18 protein-coding genes are annotated in these 18,780 nt (G+C 71.4%); 16 read left to right on the forward strand and 2 right to left on the reverse strand.

Annotated features, from left to right (window positions below; translation table 11 throughout):
- The first annotated feature begins 7 nt into the window (after positions 1-7).
- From ctaD to H3H34_RS09620, 11 genes are read left to right on the forward strand one after another with little or no spacing between them, the layout of a single operon-like run.
- Positions 8-1,669: a cytochrome c oxidase subunit I gene (gene ctaD / locus H3H34_RS09575; protein ID WP_194745063.1), complete on the forward strand. Its 1,662-nt coding sequence runs from the start codon at positions 8-10 to the stop codon at positions 1,667-1,669.
- Positions 1,670-1,671: 2 nt separating this feature from the next.
- Positions 1,672-2,616, forward strand: a complete 945-nt coding sequence (locus tag H3H34_RS09580; protein ID WP_194745064.1) for a heme o synthase — start codon at positions 1,672-1,674, stop codon at positions 2,614-2,616.
- A complete protein-coding gene (locus H3H34_RS13885; protein WP_268978309.1) occupies positions 2,613-2,744 on the forward strand; it encodes a hypothetical protein in 132 nt (43 codons plus the stop codon). The genes H3H34_RS09580 and H3H34_RS13885 overlap by 4 nt, the downstream gene beginning before the upstream one ends.
- Positions 2,741-3,340 (forward strand): cytochrome c oxidase assembly protein, encoded by a 600-nt coding sequence (locus H3H34_RS09585; protein WP_194745065.1) that lies wholly within the window; start codon positions 2,741-2,743, stop codon positions 3,338-3,340. Before H3H34_RS13885 ends, H3H34_RS09585 begins: the two co-directional genes overlap by 4 nt.
- A 47-nt stretch (positions 3,341-3,387) precedes the next feature.
- A complete protein-coding gene (locus H3H34_RS09590) occupies positions 3,388-4,218 on the forward strand; it encodes a cytochrome c oxidase subunit 3 (protein ID WP_194745066.1) in 831 nt (276 codons plus the stop codon).
- Between the two features lie 43 nt (positions 4,219-4,261).
- Positions 4,262-4,843 (forward strand): SURF1 family cytochrome oxidase biogenesis protein, encoded by a 582-nt coding sequence (locus tag H3H34_RS09595; protein ID WP_194745067.1) that lies wholly within the window; start codon positions 4,262-4,264, stop codon positions 4,841-4,843.
- 35 nt (positions 4,844-4,878) lie between these two features.
- On the forward strand, positions 4,879-6,270 hold the full coding sequence (gene thrC / locus H3H34_RS09600) for a threonine synthase (protein ID WP_194745068.1): 1,392 nt from the start codon (positions 4,879-4,881) through the stop codon (positions 6,268-6,270).
- Positions 6,267-7,502 carry a M16 family metallopeptidase gene (locus tag H3H34_RS09605; RefSeq protein WP_194745069.1) on the forward strand — a complete coding sequence of 412 codons (1,236 nt, stop codon included), beginning with the start codon at positions 6,267-6,269 and terminating at the stop codon, positions 7,500-7,502. The genes thrC and H3H34_RS09605 overlap by 4 nt, the downstream gene beginning before the upstream one ends.
- The gene (locus tag H3H34_RS09610; protein WP_194745070.1) at positions 7,499-8,359 is read left to right on the forward strand and encodes a class I SAM-dependent methyltransferase; all 861 of its coding nucleotides are present in this window, start codon (positions 7,499-7,501) and stop codon (positions 8,357-8,359) included. The genes H3H34_RS09605 and H3H34_RS09610 overlap by 4 nt, the downstream gene beginning before the upstream one ends.
- Before the next feature lie 59 nt (positions 8,360-8,418).
- Positions 8,419-9,348, forward strand: coding sequence for a class I SAM-dependent methyltransferase (locus tag H3H34_RS09615; RefSeq protein ID WP_194745071.1), 930 nt, complete (start codon positions 8,419-8,421; stop codon positions 9,346-9,348).
- Complete coding sequence (locus H3H34_RS09620) at positions 9,317-10,687, forward strand: APC family permease (RefSeq protein ID WP_194745072.1); 1,371 nt, start codon at positions 9,317-9,319, stop codon at positions 10,685-10,687. The genes H3H34_RS09615 and H3H34_RS09620 overlap by 32 nt, the downstream gene beginning before the upstream one ends.
- On the opposite strand, the gene H3H34_RS09625 is transcribed toward H3H34_RS09620, so the two are convergent.
- A complete protein-coding gene (locus H3H34_RS09625) occupies positions 10,638-12,065 on the reverse strand; it encodes a M23 family metallopeptidase (RefSeq protein ID WP_194745073.1) in 1,428 nt (475 codons plus the stop codon). The two genes, H3H34_RS09620 and H3H34_RS09625, sit on opposite strands and share 50 nt — an antisense overlap.
- A gap of 466 nt (positions 12,066-12,531) precedes the next feature.
- Here H3H34_RS09625 and H3H34_RS09630 point away from each other — a divergent pair, with 466 nt between their 5' ends.
- The 5 genes from H3H34_RS09630 to cysK all read left to right on the forward strand — a co-directional run bounded on the left by H3H34_RS09630 (position 12,532) and on the right by cysK (position 17,990).
- On the forward strand, positions 12,532-15,045 hold the full coding sequence (locus tag H3H34_RS09630; RefSeq protein WP_235945656.1) for a helicase-related protein: 2,514 nt from the start codon (positions 12,532-12,534) through the stop codon (positions 15,043-15,045).
- 3 nt (positions 15,046-15,048) lie between these two features.
- Positions 15,049-15,348, forward strand: coding sequence for a S4 domain-containing protein (locus tag H3H34_RS09635; protein ID WP_235945658.1), 300 nt, complete (start codon positions 15,049-15,051; stop codon positions 15,346-15,348).
- A gap of 87 nt (positions 15,349-15,435) precedes the next feature.
- Entirely contained in the window at positions 15,436-15,774 is a 339-nt protein-coding gene (gene fdxA, locus H3H34_RS09640; RefSeq protein WP_194745074.1) for a ferredoxin FdxA, read from the forward strand.
- Between the two features lie 40 nt (positions 15,775-15,814).
- On the forward strand, positions 15,815-17,059 hold the full coding sequence (locus H3H34_RS09645; protein ID WP_194751909.1) for an MFS transporter: 1,245 nt from the start codon (positions 15,815-15,817) through the stop codon (positions 17,057-17,059).
- A gap of 10 nt (positions 17,060-17,069) precedes the next feature.
- Complete coding sequence (cysK, locus tag H3H34_RS09650) at positions 17,070-17,990, forward strand: cysteine synthase A (protein ID WP_194745076.1); 921 nt, start codon at positions 17,070-17,072, stop codon at positions 17,988-17,990.
- On the opposite strand, the gene H3H34_RS09655 is transcribed toward cysK, so the two are convergent.
- Positions 17,951-18,772, reverse strand: a complete 822-nt coding sequence (locus H3H34_RS09655; RefSeq protein WP_194745077.1) for a metallophosphoesterase — start codon at positions 18,770-18,772, stop codon at positions 17,951-17,953. The two genes, cysK and H3H34_RS09655, sit on opposite strands and share 40 nt — an antisense overlap.
- Positions 18,773-18,780 lie beyond the last annotated feature (8 nt).

The raw sequence follows: 18,780 nt of genomic DNA on the forward strand, positions 1-18,780 counted from the left end.
ACACCCGATGGCGACAACGTTCGACGCCCATGCCGAAGCCCACGGCCATGCCGCAGACGAGCACAAGCTGAGCTTCGTCCAGCGCTGGCTCTTCTCGACCAACCACAAGGACATCGGCACACTCTACCTCATCTTTGCCATCGTCGCCGGCATCATCGGCGGCGCGCTCTCCGGCTTCATGCGCTGGGAGCTTGCCCAACCCGGCATGCAGGTGCTGCCCTGGTTCACCGAAGGCAACGTCGATCAGGCCTACCACCTCTGGAACGTGTTCATCACGGCCCACGGGCTCATCATGGTCTTCTTCATGGTGATGCCCGCGCTCATCGGCGGCTTCGCCAACTGGTTCGTGCCCATCATGATCGGGGCGCCCGACATGGCCTTCCCGCGCATGAACAACATCAGCTTCTGGCTGACGGTGGCCGGTTTCGTGCTCCTGTGCATCTCGCTCTTCGTGCCGGGCCCGCCGGGTGGCATCGGCGCCGGCACCGGCTGGACGGTCTATCCGCCGCTCTCGACCTCGGGTCACCCGGGGCCGGCGGTCGATCTCGCCATCTTCTCGCTGCACCTGGCCGGCGCGGCCTCGATCCTTGGCGCCATCAACTTCATCACCACCATCTTCAACATGCGCGCGCCGGGCATGACGCTCCACCGGATGCCGCTCTTCGCCTGGTCGGTACTGGTCACCGCCTTCCTGCTGCTGCTGTCGCTTCCCGTCCTCGCGGGCGCGATCACCATGCTGCTCACCGACCGCAACTTCGGCACGACCTTCTTCGACCCGGCCGGCGGGGGTGACCCCATCCTCTACCAGCATCTCTTCTGGTTCTTCGGCCACCCCGAAGTCTACATCATGATCCTGCCGGCCTTCGGGATCATCAGCCAGATCGTCGCCACCTTCAGCCGGAAGCCCGTGTTCGGCTATCTTGCGATGGCCTACGCCATGGTCGCGATCGGCTTCGTCGGCTTCATCGTGTGGGCACACCACATGTTCACGGTGGGTCTCAGCGTGAACACCAAGATGTACTTCACGGCCGCGACCATGATCATCGCGGTGCCGACCGGCATCAAGATCTTCTCCTGGATCGCGACCATGTGGGGGGGCTCGCTGCGCTTCCCCACGCCGATGCTCTGGGCGCTCGGCTTCATCTTCATGTTCACCGTGGGCGGCGTGACCGGCGTGCTTCTCGCCAACGGCGGTCTCGACACCTACATGCACGATACCTACTACGTGGTGGCGCACTTCCACTATGTTCTGTCGCTTGGCGCCACCTTCGGGATCTTTGCCGGCTTCTACTACTGGTTCGGCAAGATGACGGGCCGCGAGTACAACGAATTCCTCGGCAAGCTGCACTTCTGGCTGTTCTTCCTCGGCACGAACATCATCTTCTTCCCGATGCACTTCCTCGGCCAGCAGGGCATGCCGCGTCGCTACCCGGACTATCCGGACGCGATGGCGGGGTGGAACGAAGTCGCCTCCTGGGGCTACCTCGTGATGCTGGCGGGCATGGCGGTGTTCTTCGTGAACGTCATCTGGTCGCTTGCTGCCGGACGTCGGGCGGCGAGCAACCCGTGGGGCGAGGGTGCGACCACGCTCGAATGGACCCTGTCCTCGCCGCCGCCGTTCCACCAGTTCGAAACCCTGCCCGACCTCACCCGGGTCAAGGCGTATTGAGCATGGCGAGCCGCCGTCCTGACGTGGCGGGGGCACCGGCCGCCGCGGTGGCGGCAGCCGGCGCCCTCTCGGCCGCCGACTGGCGGGACTGGCTCGCGCTGCTCAAGCCCCGGGTGATGTCGCTTGCCGTCTTCTCGGCGGCCTGCGGCCTGCTCGCGGCACCGGTGTCCCTTCATCCCCTGCTTGCCGCTGTCGCGATCCTCGCGATCGCTGTCGGCGCAGGGGCAGCGGGCGCCTTCAACCAGTGGATCGAGGCCGACACGGACTCGCGCATGCGGCGGACGGCCGCCCGGCCTCTCGCCGCGGGCCGCCTGCCCGCCGACGAGGCGCTGGCCTTCGCGGTCATCCTCGCGGTCGGTGCCGTGACGACGCTGGCGCTTGCGACCAACCTCGTGGCCGCAGCGCTGCTTGCAGCCGGGATCGTCTATTACGCCCTCGTCTACACGGTCTGGCTGAAGCCGCGCACACCGCAGAACATCGTCATCGGCGGAGCCGCCGGCGCCTTCCCGCCCGTCATCGGCTGGGCCGCGGCCACCGGTGATGTCACGCTCATGCCGGTGCTGCTGTTCCTCGTGATCTTCCTCTGGACTCCGCCGCACTTCTGGGCGCTCGCCCTGTTTGTGGCGCCCGATTACGCCAAGGCCGGCATCCCGATGCTTCCCGTGACTCACGGCACGGCCGAGACGCGCCGCCAGATCTGGGCCTATGCGCTCGCCCTCGTCGCCGTGAGCGTCGCGCCCTGGCCGCTCGGCCTTGCCGGCGCCGTCTATGGGCTTACAGCTGCCGGGCTCGGTGCCGTCTTCCTGCTCCTTGCCTGGCGGGTGCGGCGCTCGACCATCACCGAACCGCGGGCGATGGCCGAGGAAAAGGCGCTGTTCCGCTACTCGATCCTCTACCTCTTCCTGCTGTTCGGCGCGCTCGTCGCCGACGCGCGGTGGTTGCCATGACGTGGACGCCCGATCAGCTCGAGGCCTTCCTTGCCCGGCGCCGCCGTCGCAACGTGGCGATCGCCGTTGTCCTCGCGCTCCTGGTCATGCTGTTCTACGCCATCACTATCGGGCGGATGAGCGCATGAGCGCGGCCGCCGCCAACAGGCGCACCGCGCTTCTCGCAGCCAGCGTCGCCGCGGGCATGGTCGGCCTCGCCTACGCGAGCGTGCCCCTCTATCGCCTGTTCTGCCAGGTGACCGGCTTCGGTGGCACCCCGATGGTTGCAGCCGACGCCGCGGCGACCCCGGAACCGGTGGCGGGAACCTCGATCCGGGTGCGCTTCGATGGCAACGTCCGCAGGGGCATGCCCTGGGACTTCCGGCCGGCCGAGCGGTTCGTCGATCTTCCCCTCGGCGAGCGGCGCATGGCCTTCTACCACGCCCGCAACACGAGCGACGCACCGGTGACGGGTGTTGCCACCTTCAACGTGACGCCCGAGGCGGCGGGCCGCTACTTCGTCAAGATCCAGTGCTTCTGCTTCAACGAGCAGACGCTCCAGCCCGGCGAGGCCGTCGAGATGCCGGTCATCTACTACGTTGACCCCGCCATCCGCGACGACCCGGATGCCAGCCGGATCAAGGAAATCACCCTCTCCTACAGCTTCTTCCCCGTGGAGGCGCCCACTGAGCCCGCCGGCATCCGCGCGACCGGCATGGCAGCCATTGCCGCAGGGCGGCGCTAGCGTCGGGCATCTTCGCGAGCTAGGGAGCCCCACGCGAAAGGACGACCATGGCCGCCGGCAAGACCCACGATTACCACATCCTGCCTCCCAGCCCCTGGCCCATCATCGGCTCGATCGCGGCGGCGATGATGACGGCAGGCTTCGCCTTCTGGTGGCACGACGCCTGGTGGGGCAAGTATCTGGCCGGTGCGGGCGTACTGGGCGTTCTTTTCACCATGTTCTCCTGGTGGTCCGACGTCAGGACCGAAGCCAACAGCGGCGACCACACGCCCGTCGTCCAGCTGCATCACCGCTACGGGATGCTGCTCTTCATCGCCTCCGAGGTGATGTTCTTCGTCGCCTGGTTCTGGGCCTACTTCAACGCCGCCCTCTTCCCGCCCGCAGGCGATGCCGTGGGCGGCGTCTGGCCGCCCAAAGGGATCGAAGTGCTCGACCCCTTCGTCTACCCGCTCCTCAACACCCTCATCCTGCTGCTCTCGGGCACCACCGTCACCTGGGCGCACCACGCGCTCATCCACGGCGACCGCAAGGGGCTGAAGCAGGGGCTCTGGGTCACGATCGGGCTCGGCGTGCTGTTCACTGCGCTCCAGGCCTACGAGTACAGCCACGCCGAGTTCGGCTTTTCGGGCAACATCTACGGCGCCACTTTTTTCATGGCGACGGGGTTCCACGGCTTCCACGTGATCGTGGGCACCATCTTCCTCGCCGTGTGCCTGTGGCGCGCCTATGCCGGGGACTTCACGCCCCGCCAGCACTTCGGGTTCGAGGCGGCCGCCTGGTACTGGCATTTCGTCGACGTCGTCTGGCTCTTCCTGTTCCTTGCCATCTACATCTGGGGCTCGGACTTCGGCCGGGCCGCCACCCCCTATTTCGGCTGAGCGGGCGGGCCGCCGGCGCGGCCTGCCGCTCGTGCCGACCCTCATGACGGCGGCAGCCCTGCCGCTCCTCGTCGCGCTCGGCGTCTGGCAGCTGCAGCGGGCGGAGTGGAAGGAAGGGCTTCTCGCTGAGCTCCGCGCCAATGCGGCGCTGCCGGTGGCAGCACTCGGGCCCGGGGACGAGCTGGAGCGCGTCCAGTTCCGTCGGGTCCGCCTTGTGCTTGGCTGCGATCCGCCGCCGCCGACGGTCAAGGCCGGCCGGAACGCCGCGGGCCGTGCGGGCTATGTCGCCCTGGTCCGCTGCACTCGGGAGGGCGCCGCGTCCCGCGGGGACGGTCTGCTGCTCGCCATCGGCTGGGGGGAGCGCCCCGACAGCTGGAAGGCGGTGCGGGCCTGGCCGCCCCGGGACCCTCGGCCAGTCGAGGGCGTACTGGTCGGGCGCGACGGCTCGCCGGCCTGGATGCTGGTCGCCTCGACGGGAGCAGCGCCGCTCGAGGCCGCTGCGCCGCCAGCGCTCGAGTCCATCCCCAACAATCACCGCGCCTACGCAGCCCAGTGGTTCGGCTTCGCCGCCATCCTTGCCGCCATCTACGGCGCCTACGTCGTGCGCTGGCGGCGCGGCGGTTGAACCGGGGAACGCCCGCGGCTAACCGCCCGGCACCCATGCAGCATGTCTCGACCCGCGGGGCAGCCCCCCCGCTCGACTTCCGCGGCGTGACGCTTGCCGGTCTCGCAAGCGACGGCGGGCTTTACGTGCCAGACGCCTGGCCCCGCCTCGAGGCCGAGACGTTCCACGGGCTGCGCACGGCCGACTATGGGGAAACCGCAGTCACGGTGCTCGCCCCCTTCGTCGGGGGCGCGCTCGAACGGGAGGAGCTCCGGGCGCTCGTCTCGGCCGCCTACGGCAGCTTCGCCCACGCGGCCGTCACTCCGCTCGTCGAACTCGACCACCGCCACTGGCTCCTCGAGCTCCACCACGGCCCGACTCTCGCCTTCAAGGATCTTGCGCTCCAGCTGCTCGGCCGGCTGTTCGCCCGGTTCCTCAAGGACGAGCCCACCCCGCTCACCATCATCGGTGCCACGTCGGGCGACACCGGCTCGGCCGCGATTGCCGCAGTCGCCGGCCTTCCAGGCCTCAGGATCGTGATGCTCCACCCCGAGGGCCGGGTCTCGGAGGTGCAGCGGCGGCAGATGACGACGGTGGAGGCCGCCAATGTCCACAACGTCGCCATCGCCGGCACCTTCGATGACGCGCAGGCGATCGTGAAGGCGCTCTTCAACGACGCCGCGTTCCGGGCACGGCACCGGCTCTCGGCCGTCAACTCGATCAACTGGGCGCGGCTTGCCGCCCAGGTGGTCTACTATGTCCACGCCGCCGTCCGCCTCGGCGCGCCCGACCGGCCGGTCGCCTTCTCGGTGCCCACGGGCAACTTCGGCGACGTCTTCGCCGGCTATGTGGCGCACCAAATGGGCCTGCCCGTCTCCGCCCTCATGGTTGCCACCAACGAGAATGACATCCTCGCCCGGGCCCTGGGGGCTGGCGACTATTCGCGCCGGGCCGTGCAGCCGACGGCGAGCCCTTCCATGGACATCCAGGTCTCGTCCAACTTCGAGCGGCTGCTGTTCGACCTCCACGGGAGGAACGCGCGGGCGCTGGCCGACGCGATGGCCACATTCGAGGCGACCGGGCGCATGACCATCCCCGAGCCGCTGTGGGCGGAGGCCGCCCGCCTGTTCCGGCCCGCGCGCGTGGACAGGGAGGAGATGGCGGCCACGCTGCGCTGGGCGCTCGACTCCACGGGCCAGCTCCTCGACCCGCACACCGCCATCGGCCTTGCGGCCGCCCGGCGCCTGGCCGATCAGGTCGAAGGGCCGGTCGTGACGCTGGCGACCGCGCATGCCGCCAAGTTCCCGGAGGCGGTCGAGGCCGCGACGGGCGTGTTCCCCATGCTTCCGGCCCGGCTTGCCGGCCTCTTCGACCGGCCCGAGCGGATGACGCGGCTGCCGGCCGATGCCCGGGCGGTCGCCGCCTTCATCGACGGGCTTCCCGCATGACCCCGGCCGAGACCACGCGCCTTGCCAATGGCCTCACTATCGCGACGGTCGCGATGCCGGGCGTACGGACGGCAGCGGTCGGGCTCTGCGCAGGCGCCGGCGCCCGCCACGAGGCCGAGCCCGAGAACGGGCTTGCCCATCTCTTCGAGCACATGCTCTTCAAGGGCACGGAGCTGCGTGATGCCCGCGGCCTTGCCGAGGCGATCGAGGACGTGGGCGGCGCGCTCAACGCCTGGACCTCGCGCGACCTCACCCTGTTCCATGCGCGGGTGATGGCAGCCGACATGCCGCTGGCCGTCGAGCTTCTGGCCGAGATGGTCATGCAGCCGCGCTTCGCCGAGGCCGACCTCGCGCTCGAGAAGCAGGTGGTTGACGCCGAGATCCGCGAGGCGCTCGACGCGGCCGAGGACCGCGTCTTCGACCTGCTGCAGGAGGCAGCCTTCCCTGGCCAGCCGCTCGGCCGGCCGATCCTCGGCACGCCGGCGACGCTTGCCGCGCTGGGCACGGAGGCGCTGCGCCACTGGCGCGACCGCAGCTTCCGCGGGCCGGGGCTTGCACTGGTGGCAGCCGGTGCCGTGACTCATGCCGACGTCGTGGCGGCGGCCGCGCCGCTGTTCGCTGCCCTCCCCGCCGAGCCGCCGCCGGCCTGCGCGCCCGCCCGGTTCGAAGGCGAGGTCCGCGGCGAGCGCCGGCGCGCCGACGTGACGCAGGTGGCGCTCGGCTTCCGCGGCCCGGGAGTGCACGCGCCCGACCATTATGCCGCCGAACTCTTCACAACCGCGCTGGGCGGGGGAGCCTCCTCGCGGCTGTTCCAGGAGCTCAGGGAGGCGCGCGGGCTCGCCTACAGCGTGTCGGCAAGCCACGCGCCCTTCGCCGACCTCGGGCTCATGACGATCCATCTGGCGACGCGCCCGGAGGATGCCGAGCGCGCGGCGGCACTTGCCCGCGAGGTGGCCGAGGCGACGGCTGCCACCCTTTCGGAGGCCGAGCTGGCCCGGGCGCGCACCCAGCTCAAGGCCGGGCTTCTCATGGGCCTCGAGGGCTGCGCCGGCCAGGCGAGCTGGGTGGGGCAGACGCTCCTCGCGCACGGCCGCGCCGTTCCGCCCGAGGAGGTGGAAGCCGCCATCGACGGCGTCACGGTCGAGGCCGCGCGGGCGGCGGGCGCGGCCATGCTCCAAGGCCCGGTCGCGCTCGCCAGCGTCGGGCCGAAGCCGCTCAAGCGCCTGCCGTGAGGCTCTCGACCCTCGCGGTCGCCCCGTCTTCCGACTATGCGCTGGTCGACTCGGGCAACGGCCGGAAGCTCGAGCGCTGCGGCCCGTTCCGCTTCATCCGGCCCGAGCCCCAGGCCATGTGGCCTCCGGCCTCGGACGACTGGCAGGCCGACGGCATCTTCACCGGCGGCAGCGACGAGACGGGCGGCGGCCGGTGGAGCCTCTCCCCTTCCCTGCCGCCGCGCTGGCCCATCGTGCAGGCGGGCATCCGCCTCTGGGCCACGCCCACGCCCTTCCGCCACCTCGGCTTCTTTCCCGACATGGCGCCGCACTGGGAGGCGGTTGCGGCCGCGTGCGGCCCGGGCACCCGCCTTCTCAACCTCTTCGGCTACAGCGGTGTCGCAAGCCTCGTGGCAGCACGGGCGGGTGCCGAAGTCGTCCATGTCGATGCCAGCCGCAAGGCGATCGCCATGGCACGCGAGAACGCCCTGCTCTCCGGACTGGAAGCAGCGCCGGTGCGCTGGATCGTCGAGGATGCGCGCAGCTTCGTCGCCCGCGAAATCCGGCGCGGACGGCGCTACACGGCGGTGCTGCTCGACCCGCCGAAATACGGCCGCGGACCGAACGGAGAGGTCTGGTCGCTCGAGACGGACCTCTTGCCCCTGCTTTCAGCCTGCGCTCAGCTTCTCGACGGCAAGGGGCGGCTGATGATCGTCACCACCTACGCGGTCCGCCTGTCGGCGCTCGCGCTTGCCCGGGCCGTCGAGACGGCAACCCGGCCGCTCGGCGGCGCCGTCGCGGCGGGCGAGATGGCGCTTGCCGAGGAGGCACGTGGCAGCCTTCTGCCCACCGCCATCTTTGCCCGCTGGACGGCATGATGCGGCCCGCCTATCTCGCCGTCGCCGCCCTCGGCAGGCCTCGTCTTCGGGAACGGTCGATGCCCCCTCGCACGCTTGCCCTTCTCGTTTCTCTCGGTCTCCTCGTGCCGGCCACCAGCGTGTCAGCGCAGGTGCGCCTGGTGCCGGCGGCGCCACCCCTGCCGCTGTCCCTTGCCGTCTCGCCGCCAGACCCGCTCGGGACCGAGGTCGATTCGCCGCTCGCCATCGCCATCCCCTCGGTCACCCCGCTTTCCGAGATCGAGGGGCAGGAAAAGCTCGGCGACGACCAGTATCGCCCCTCGGTCGGCCAGGCCGGCAAGGACGTGATCTGGGTGCCCACGCCCGAGAGCCTGGTGAAGGCGCTGCTCACGGCTGCCCGCGTCACCAAGGACGACTATGTCGTCGATCTCGGCTCTGGCGACGGCCGCTTCCCCATCGCCGCTGCGCGGGATTTCGGCGCGCGGGCCCACGGCATCGACTACAATGGCGACATGGTGGCGCTTGCGCGGCGCAATGCCGAGCGGGCCGGGGTGCGCACCCGCGTGACCTTCCAGCGGGGGGACATCTTCCAGTCCGACTTCTCGTCGGCCACCGTCGTCACCCTCTATCTCCTGCCCAACCTCAACCTGAAGCTGCGGCCAACCATCCTCGCCATGAAGCCGGGCACGCGGGTGGTGAGCCACGCCTTCGACATGGGGGACTGGGAACCCGACGAGACCATCCGCACCGACGAGGCGACCGGCTACCTCTGGATCGTGCCCGCCAACCTCGCCGGGCGCTGGGCCTTCGAGGTCGGCAACCAGCGGTTCACCGCGACGATCAGCCAGACCTACCAGAAGCTGACGGCCAGGGGCGGGCCGCTCAACGGCGGCCGGGTCCGCGGACGGGAGGTGACCTTCACGCTTGCCGACGGCCGCGAGCTGACCGGCGAACTCGGCGAGGCCGGGCTCGTCGGCCGTGGCTGGACTGCCACCCGGATCGCCGGCTGAACCGCTGACAGTCGCTGCGGACACCTCCCGGCGCCTCTCGGCGCTCGACATCGCGATGATGGTGGCCGGCATCGTCATTGGCGCCGGCATCTTCCGCGCGCCGGCCGACGTTGCCCGGCTCGCCGGCGACCTCCCGGCCTTCCTCGGCCTCTGGCTGCTCGGCGGCGCGATCGCCATCCTCGGCGGCGTCACCTATGCCGGGATGGCCCGTTCCATGGCCGGGATTGGCGGGGAATACCGCTTTCTTGCGGAAGGGTGGGGGCGCGTGATCGCCGGACTCTTCGTCTGGGCGCGGATGGCGGTCATCCAGACGGGCGCGCTGGCAACCGTCGCCTTCGTCGCCGGGGCCTATCTCGCGACGCTTCTGCCTGGCGGAGAGCTCGGCTGGGCGCTCGCCTCGGTCGCGCTCGTCACCCTCTTCAACCTTGCCGGGCTCTCGGTGAGCGCCGGGACGCAGCGGCTGGTGAGCCTCGCCATCATCCTCGCGCTCGCCGCGCTGGTGGTGGCGGGCCTCGCGCTGCCATCGGGGAGCCTTGCGCCAGCGGCCGGGGAGACCCCGGCCGGGGACCGCAATCTCGGCCTTGCCCTCGTGTTCGTGATGCTGGTCTATGGCGGCTGGAACGAGGCCGCCTACCTTTCCGGCGAGGCTCGCGGCGGGGAGAGAGCGCTGCGGCGCGGGCTTCTCGGCGGCATCCTCCTCGTTGCCCTGCTCTATGTCGCGGTCAACCTGTCCTACATCGCCGCGCTCGGGCTCGACGGCCTCACCGCCACACCGGCGCCGGCTGCGCGGATCGCCGAGGCCGCCTTTGGCCCGGCAGGGTCCGCCGTCGTGGCGCTCGTCGTCGCGCTCGCGGCCTTCTCGACCTTGAACGTCACGACGCTCACGGGCGCGCGGGCGATGTGCGCGCTGGGGCGTGACCTTCCGGCACTCGCTGCGCTCGGCCGCTGGGACGCGGCGCGGGCCGTTCCCGTTGTCTCCCTTCTGGTGCAGGGCGCAGTCGCCCTCGGTCTCGTCGGCCTCGGCGGCCTTGCCCGCGACGGCTTCGAGGCGATGGTGGCCTTCACCGCGCCGGTGTTCTGGCTGTTCCTCGTGCTGGTCGCGCTGGTGCCGTTCCGGGTGGCCGGGCTCGGGCGCCTGCGCCTCCCCGCCATCCCCTTCGCCGCCGCCGGCCTGTGGATGCTCTGGTCATCCATCGGCTATGCTCGCGTCCTCGCCGGGCAGAGCGAGCTTGCCGGCTGGCTCGGGCTTGGCGGGCTGGCCCTCGTGGTGGCCGGCCTGCCGCTCGTCCTCAAGAAAGCGGCCGCGCGATCTGCCGGATCCGGGCCAGCTCGGCCCTGAAGCGCTGCAGCTCGGCGCCCTCGAGCTGGTTGCCCGACAGGTAGCGCGCCTGCGCCGGGTTGACCGGCTTTCCGTCCACCCAGACCTCGTAGTGGAGGTGGGGGCCGGTCGAGAGCCCGGTCGAGCCGACCGCGCCGATCCGCTGGCCCTGGCTGACCGAATCGCCCACCTTCACGTGGATGCGCGAGAGGTGGGCATAGCGCGTCACCATATTGCGGCCGTGCTGCACGGCGACGAGGTTGCCGTAGCCGCCTGCCCAGCCGGCCGCCACCACCTTGCCCCCGGCAGACGCCAGAACCGGCGCGCCCGTGGGCGCGGCGAAGTCGATCCCCTGGTGCATGCGCGAGTAGCCCAGGATCGGGTGGAAGCGCATGCCGAAGTTGGAAGACAGGCGGGCGCCTTCGACCGGCGTGCGGATGAGACCGCGCCGCGCGCTCTCGCCGTTCTCGCGGTAGAACTCGCCCTTGGGTCCGAACCGCATGAGGGCGACGCTGCGGGGGCCGTCGACGAGCCCGGCGTAGAGAAGATGCCCCCACTCGCGCTCGCCAGTCTCGGCCTGCCGGTGGGCGACGATCAGGTCGAACCGATCGCGGCCGCGCACCTCGCGCTGGATGTCGACCACGTGGCCGAGCTGGCGGACGTAGTCGGCGATGACGGCCGCCGGCACGCCGGCTGCGCGGAGCGCGACATGGAGCGAGCGGCCGACTTCGCCCTGGATTCTGACCGGAGTCGAGTCGACGGCGATCGGGATCCGCTCGACGGCAAGCCCGCCTTCGCCGCGGGTGAAGGCCAGCCGAAGGTCGAAGGCGGCCCGGAACGCGAGGCTCTCAACCGGCCGGGGGACGCTCCGCGTCTCGCGCCGGCCGAGCACGAGGGCGAGCTCGGTACCGGCTGGCAGGGCGCGCGGAGCGCCAGCGCCTGCCGCAAGCGACAGGATGGCGTCGAGATCTTCCCGGCCCACCCCGGCGCGACGCAAGGCCGCCTCGAGGCTGCCGCCGGCGCCGACGCGGGCGACGAGCTCGATCCGCGGCCGCTCGGGGATCTCGGAAAGCCGGACGGCAGCAGGCCCCGGCGCCACGACGCGCCCGTGCGGGCTGCCGTCGGCCAGCGCGCCGATGCGCAGGGCGCGGCGCTCCTCGAGAAGCGGGCCGGTCAGAACTTCGCCGCTACCGGCGGGCAGGCGCGGGACCGAAAGCCCGACCGACACGGTTCCGGCAACGAGAAGGCCGAGGGTGGCAAGACCCCGCCACCAGCGCGCCGAACCGATGCGGTCGCCAAGGTCGACGACGAGCTCGAGGTCGCGGAGGACCGGCTCACGGATGCGCGGCAGCGCCCAGGTTCTCGCATCGACCGCTGCCACGGATGCCAGCAACGCCACGCCTCAGCCCCTCCCTTCGCGCGCAGCAGCGCACCGGTTCATGCGACTGTCACGGCGACCCTGCTTCCCAGCTTGCATGGTGGCGCGGCGGGCGGGACGCACCCACGGGGCCGCCGGCGCTTGCCGCAGCCTACCAGCGCGTCCTCTTAACTGCATGACTCCCCGCATGAATCAGCCTCAGGCCAGCGGTCAACGGCAAGGCAGCGTGGCCCGGTTGCCGTTGCGGCAGGGCGCCCGGGGCGCGCGACGAAGCGAACCGCGCCTGAAGCGACGCCCCGTCGCGGGAGCGTCATGAAACTATGACTTGCGCACGAGGCAAGCGGCTGCCACCATATGTGGCGTCAGAGCAGCTGGAGGGCGCCATCGGCACCAGGTTCGGCAGCGGCGCGGCAGGGGCGGGGCAGGGGCCTGCGGTCGCGTTGGCGTCGTGGCACGCTCGGCCCTCCGAAACTGCGGGTCGCCCGGCTTGACCCTCGCCTCGCAGCTCACCGCCCTCCTCGGGCCCACCAACACTGGCAAGACCCATTTCGCCGTCGAGCGCATGTGCGCCCATAGCGGCGGCATGATGGGTTTCCCGCTGCGCCTTCTCGCCCGCGAGGTCTACGACCGGGTCGTCGTGCTCAAGGGCAAGGCGCAGGTGGCCCTGCTCACGGGCGAGGAGCGGATCGTGCCGCCAGGGGCCCGCTACTTCCTCTGCACGGCCGAGAGCATGCCGACGGACCGGGCCTTTCCCTTTGTCGCCATCGACGAAGGGCAGATGGGGGCCGACCCCGAGCGCGGCCACGTCTTCACCAACGCCATGCTGCACCTTCGCGGCACCTCCGAGACGCTCATCCTGGGCGCCGAGACCCTAAGGCCCCTGGTGCGCAGGCTCCTGCCCGATGCCGACATCCGCTCGCGGCCGCGTTTCTCGAAGCTCGAGCACGTGGCGCCGAAGAAGCTCTCCCGGCTGCCGCCCCGCACGGCCGTCGTCGCCTTCTCGGCCGAGGACGTCTACGCGCTCGCCGAGATGCTGCGCCGCCACAAGGGCGGAGCCGCGGTGGTGATGGGGGGCCTCAGCCCCCGCACCCGCAACGCCCAGGTGGCGCTCTACCAGTCGGGCGAAGTGGACTATCTGGTTGCCACCGATGCGATCGGCATGGGCCTCAACATGGACATCGCCCACGTCGCCTTCGCCGGGCTCGCGAAGTTCGACGGCCGCCGCCATCGCCGCCTCACGGCAAGCGAGCTCGCCCAGATCGCCGGGCGGGCGGGCCGCCACCAGCGGGACGGCAGCTTCGGCACGGTCCAGCTCGGCAGCGGGGAGGCTGGCCCGCTGCTGCTCGAGCCGCACGAGATCGAGGCGATCGAGACCCACGTCTTCCCGCCACTCAAGGGCCTCTACTGGCGCAACGCCCGGCTCGACTACACGTCGCTCCACCGGCTCATCATGAGCCTCGACGCCCGTCCCTCAAGCCACGAGCTGATCCGCGGCGATGACGCGATCGACGTCGCCGTGCTGAAGCGCCTGGCCGGCGAGCCGTGGGTGATGGAGCGGGCCCAGGGCCGTGACCGGCTGATGCGGCTCTGGGCCGCCTGCGGCCTTCCCGACTACCGCAAGACCGGGGCGGAGCGCCACGCCCGCCTCGTCGGCCGGATCTTCCGCCACCTGTCCGAAGGCAACGGCCATCTCCCGGGCGAATGGATCCGCTCCGAGCTCGCCGTCCTCGACAATGTCGCCGGCGACATCGCGACCCTCTCCGACCGGATCGCCGCGGCCCGCACCTGGACCTACATCGCCCACCGTCCCGGCTGGCTCGAGGATGCCGAGGGCTGGGCGGAGCGGGCGCGGGCCGTCGAGGACAAGCTCTCGGATGCGCTCCACCAGCGGCTCACCCAGCGGTTCGTGGACCGCCGCACCGCCGTCCTCATCCGCGACCTCAAGCTGCGCGACCCCGATCTCGCCGTGTCGGTGGACCCGGACGGCGCAGTCCTCGTCGACGGCGCGATCATCGGCACCCTTTCCGGCTTCGCCTTCACGCCCGACCCGGCCGCACGTGCCGGAGAGAAGCGGCGGCTGCTCGCGGCCGCCGAACGCCGGCTGGCGCGCGAGCTCGCCGCCCGCGCCCGCGCGCTCGCTGCCGCACCCGACTCGGCGTTCGCGCTCGCCCTCGATGGCGCCATGCCGCCCCGCATCGCGTGGAACGGCGCGCGGGTTGCAGCGCTCCGGCGCGGCCGCTCGGCACTTGCGCCGCGGATCGAGCTCGACCGCAGCCTCGACGCCCTGCCGCCACTCGAGCGGGCGCGCGTGGAGGAGCGGCTTGGCCAGTGGGTCGCGGCGGCGCGCGAACGCCATCTCGCGCCACTGACGGCGCTCGAGGCGCTCTCGGACCGCCTGTCACCGCCTGCGCGCGGGCTCGCCGTGCAGCTCGTCGAGACCATGGGGATCGTGCCGCGCGCAGCCGTCGAGGATCTTCTGGCCGCGCTCTCCCGCGAGGACCGGCAGCTGCTGCGCAAGGCCGGCGTGACTTTGGGGGTCGTCCACCTGTTCATCGGCCGCGTGCTCAAGCCCGAGGCGACGCGCTGGCGCCTCGCGCTTTGGGGCGTCCACGCCCGGGCGGACGCGCTACCGCCCCCGCCGCCGCCCGGCCGGATCGCCTTTGCCGCGGACCCTTGCGCGCCTCCGGGGTTTCTTGCCGTCGCCGGCTACTGGCTGGTCTCGGGGCTTGCGGTCAGGGTCGACATGGTCGACCGCACCGCGCGCCTGCTGCACGCCCAGCGTCTCGCCGAGCGCGCCGGGGCTCGCGGCATCCAGCCCGATCCGGCACTGGCCGGCGCGCTGGGCCTGTCTCCGGCGGACTTCGGGCTCCTCATGCGGGCGCTCGGCTTCCGCGTGACCGACCAGGACGGCCACTACGCCTTCGCTGCGCGGCGACGCCGCCGCGACAGGTCACCACCTTCGCCGCACTTCTCCGTACTCCGGCAACTCACGGGAGGTTGAGCATTGGTCCATGGTCCGGGTCTGCGTCTCGACAAGTGGCTCTGGTACGCGCGGCTGGCTGCCAGCCGCAGCGACGCCCAGGCGCTGTGCGAAAGCCGGCGCCTCCGGCTCGACGGGCGCGTCATCGACCGCAGCTGCACGCGGGTCAGGCCCGGAAACGTGCTGGCCTTCCCGCGCGGGGACCAGGTGATCGCCCTGAGGGTGGAAGCGCTTGCCGACCGCCGCGGCCCGTTCGCCGAAGCCCGCCAGCTCTACACGCTGCTCATGGGAGACGGGGCGCCAGCGCTGCCGAAGGCAGCCTAGGCCTGGCCAAAGAACGCGAGCGTTGACGGCAGCGCCGGCGCTTCGCTAGCGCGTCAGCTCCTGACCGTTCCGCAAGAGGGGTGTCCGATGGCCTATGTCGTGACCGAAGCGTGCATCCGCTGCAAGTACATGGATTGCGTCGAGGTCTGCCCGGTCGACTGCTTCTACGAAGGGGAGTCGATGCTGGTCATCAACCCCAACGAGTGCATCGACTGCGGCGTCTGCGAGCCGGAGTGCCCTGCCGAGGCGATCGTGCCGGACACCGAGCCGGGTCTCGAGAAGTGGATCGAGCTCAACGCCAAGTACAGCGCCGAATGGCCCAACATCACGGTGAAGGGCCAGACGCCGGCAGATGCCGACGAGTGGAAGGGCAAGCCCGGCAAGTTCGACCAGTTCTTCTCGCCGGCCCCCGGCAAGGGCAGCTGAGCCGCCCCCCCTCGCCGGCCGCCCCCGGGCATGGGGCGCGATGACTGGCCCCTCCCCCTTTGCCTTCCCCGCCTGGCGGGCCTTCTTTCTCGCCCGGCTGACGGCGACGCTCGCGCAGATGATGATGGTCATCGTCATCGGCTGGCAGGTCTATGACCTCGCCCGCCGGACGATGCCGGTCTCGGAAGCCGCCTTCCTGCTCGGCATGGTGGGGCTTGCCCAGTTCCTCCCCATCGTCGGCCTCACCCTCCTCGTCGGCCAGCTCGCCGACCGCTTCGACCGGAGGCTGATCGCCCGCGCCGCGATCGCGGCGGAGCTGGCATGCGCCGTTGCCCTGCTCACCCTCGCCCGGCTGCCTCAGCCGCCGCTCTGGCCCCTCTTCGCAGTGGCCGCGACGCTGGGCGCCGCCCGCGCCTTCGCCGGCCCGGCGATGACGGCGCTCGCCCCCAATCTCGTCCCGCCCGCCGTGCTGCCGACGGCGATCGCCTGGTCCTCGATCGGCTTCCAGACAGGCGCCGTGCTGGGGCCGCTGGCCGGCGGCCTGCTCTACGACCGCGCCGCGCCCCTCCCCTACCTCGCTGCCGCCCTGCTTCTCGTCGCCTCGCTGTCGGCCCTCCTTGCCATCCCGCCCGTGCCGCGCAGCGACGCCGGCCGGGCCTCCGTCGGCGAAGGGCTTCGCTACGTCCGCCGGAACCCCATCGTGCTCGGCGCCATCAGCCTCGATCTTGCCGCCGTGATCCTGGCCGGTGCCACCGCCATGCTGCCCATCTACGCGCGCGACATCCTCCATGTCGGCGCCGAGGGGCTCGGCCTCATGCGGGCGGCTCCCGCCATCGGCGCGGCCTTGGTGGCCATTGCCCTCACCCGTTTCCCCCTCCGCAACCGGGTGGGAGGCAAGCTCTTCGCCTCCGTCGGCATCTTCGCGGTGGCCACCATCGGCTTCGGTCTTGCGCCCAACCTCGAAGTCGCGGTTGCCGCGCTCGTCATCCTCGGCGCGGCCGACATGGTCTCGGTCTACGTGCGCGCCTCGCTCATCCAGCTCCACACGCCGGATGCGATGCGGGGGCGCGTGTCGGCGGTCAGCCTCGTCTTCATCAGCGCATCAAATGAGCTCGGCGAGTTTCGCGCCGGCACGCTCGCCGCTCTCCTCGGCGCAGTCCAGGCGACCGTGCTGGGCGGCGTGCTCGCGCTCCTCGTGACGCTGCTGTGGGCGCGCCTGTTCCCCGCGCTCGCACGCGCCGACCGGCTCGACATTCCCGATGACCTGAAGGCCGCACGCGGCTAGGAAGTGCAACATGCGTGCGCAGTCCATCCTCGAGACGATCGGCCAGACGCCTCACATCCGCCTCGCCCGCCTCTTCCCTGACGCCGAGGTCTGGGTGAAGTCCGAACGGGCCAACCCCGGCGGCTCGATCAAGGATCGGATCGCCCTTGCCATGATCGAAGACGCCGAGGCGCAGGGGCTGCTCAAGCCGGGCGGGGTGATCGTGGAGCCCACGTCGGGGAACACCGGCATCGGCCTTGCCATGGTGGCAGCCGTCAAGGGCTACCGGCTCATCCTCGTCATGCCCGAGAGCATGTCGGTCGAGCGGCGGCGGCTCATGCTGGCCTATGGTGCCACCTTCGACCTCACCCCCCGCGAGAGCGGGATGAAGGGCGCAATCGCCCGGGCCATCGAGCTCGTCCAGAGCACTCCTGGCGCCTGGATGCCGCAGCAGTTCGAGAACCCGTCCAACATCGCCGTCCATGCCCGCACCACGGCCGAGGAGATCCTGGCCGACTTCGCCGATTCGCCCATCGACGCGCTCATCACCGGGGTGGGGACCGGCGGCCACATCACCGGCTGCGCCCAGCGGCTGAAGAAGGCGTGGCCGGGCTTGCGCGTCTTCGCCGTCGAGCCCACGCTCTCCCCCGTGATCAGCGGCGGCCAGCCCGCGCCCCACCCCATCCAGGGCATTGGCGCCGGCTTCATCCCCGGCAACCTCGACACCCGCCTCCTCGACGGCGTGATCCAGGTGGCCCCCGAGGATGCGAAAGATTGGGCGCGGCGGGCGGCCCGCACCGAGGGCATGCTGGTCGGCATCTCGTCGGGCGCCACCCTTGCCGCCATCCACCAGAAGCTGGCGGAACTTGGCGGCGCGCGCATCCTCGGCTTCACCTACGATACCGGCGAGCGCTACCTCTCGGTGCCCGACTTCCTGCCCGAGGGCGCGTAAAGGGTCAAAAGCGCCATCTCGGGCGGCACCCCCAGCCGCAGCGGCACCCAGGAGGTCCCGACGCCGCTGGTTACGACCAGGGTCCAGCCGCGGTCCCGGCAGATGCCGCGCAGGCAGCGGTAGGGGCGCAGACGATCGAGGAGCGCCGAGAGGAGCGGCGGCCGGATCTGCCCGCCGTGGGTGTGCCCGGCCACCATCACGAGCGGGCGCGGCGGCGCGTCCATCCACGCGAACTGCTCCGGCTCGTGGGCGAGGAGGAGCACCGGCCGGCCCGGCGGGATCCCGGCAAGCGCCTTGGCAAGGTCGGGCCGGTAGGCGGCCGAGTCGAGCCCGGCAACCACCAGCGGCCCCACGTCCCGGTGGGTGTTGACGAGGAGGACGGGGGAACCCAGCCGGCCCATGATGCGGTCGGTCCAGAAGTTGTCGTGGTTGCCGCGAACGGCGAAGACGCCAAGCGGCGCCCGCAGCTTCGCGAAGGGCTCAAGCGAGTCCTCGAGCCGATGCCGGCCGGGCCAGGCGAAGGCATGCGCCGTGTGATAGTCGCCGAGGAGGAGGATGAGATCGGCGCCTGCGCGGTTGGCCTGTGCCACGATCCGCTCGAGCCGGCCACGGGGCATGTCGGGAAGCCCGCCGTGGGTGTCGGCGATGAGGAGCGCCCGCACCTCGGTGCCCTCGGCAAGCCCGGGCAGGGGGAGTGCCGCTTCCACGAGCCGGGGCGTGCGCGTGGCCTCGGCGTAGCCGCGCGCGGCGAGGAGCAGCACCGCCGCGACCGCGACGGCCATGGTTCGGG

The sequence above is a fragment of the Thermaurantiacus tibetensis genome, from assembly GCF_015354055.1.
GTDB lineage: Bacteria > Pseudomonadota > Alphaproteobacteria > Sphingomonadales > Sphingomonadaceae > Thermaurantiacus > Thermaurantiacus tibetensis.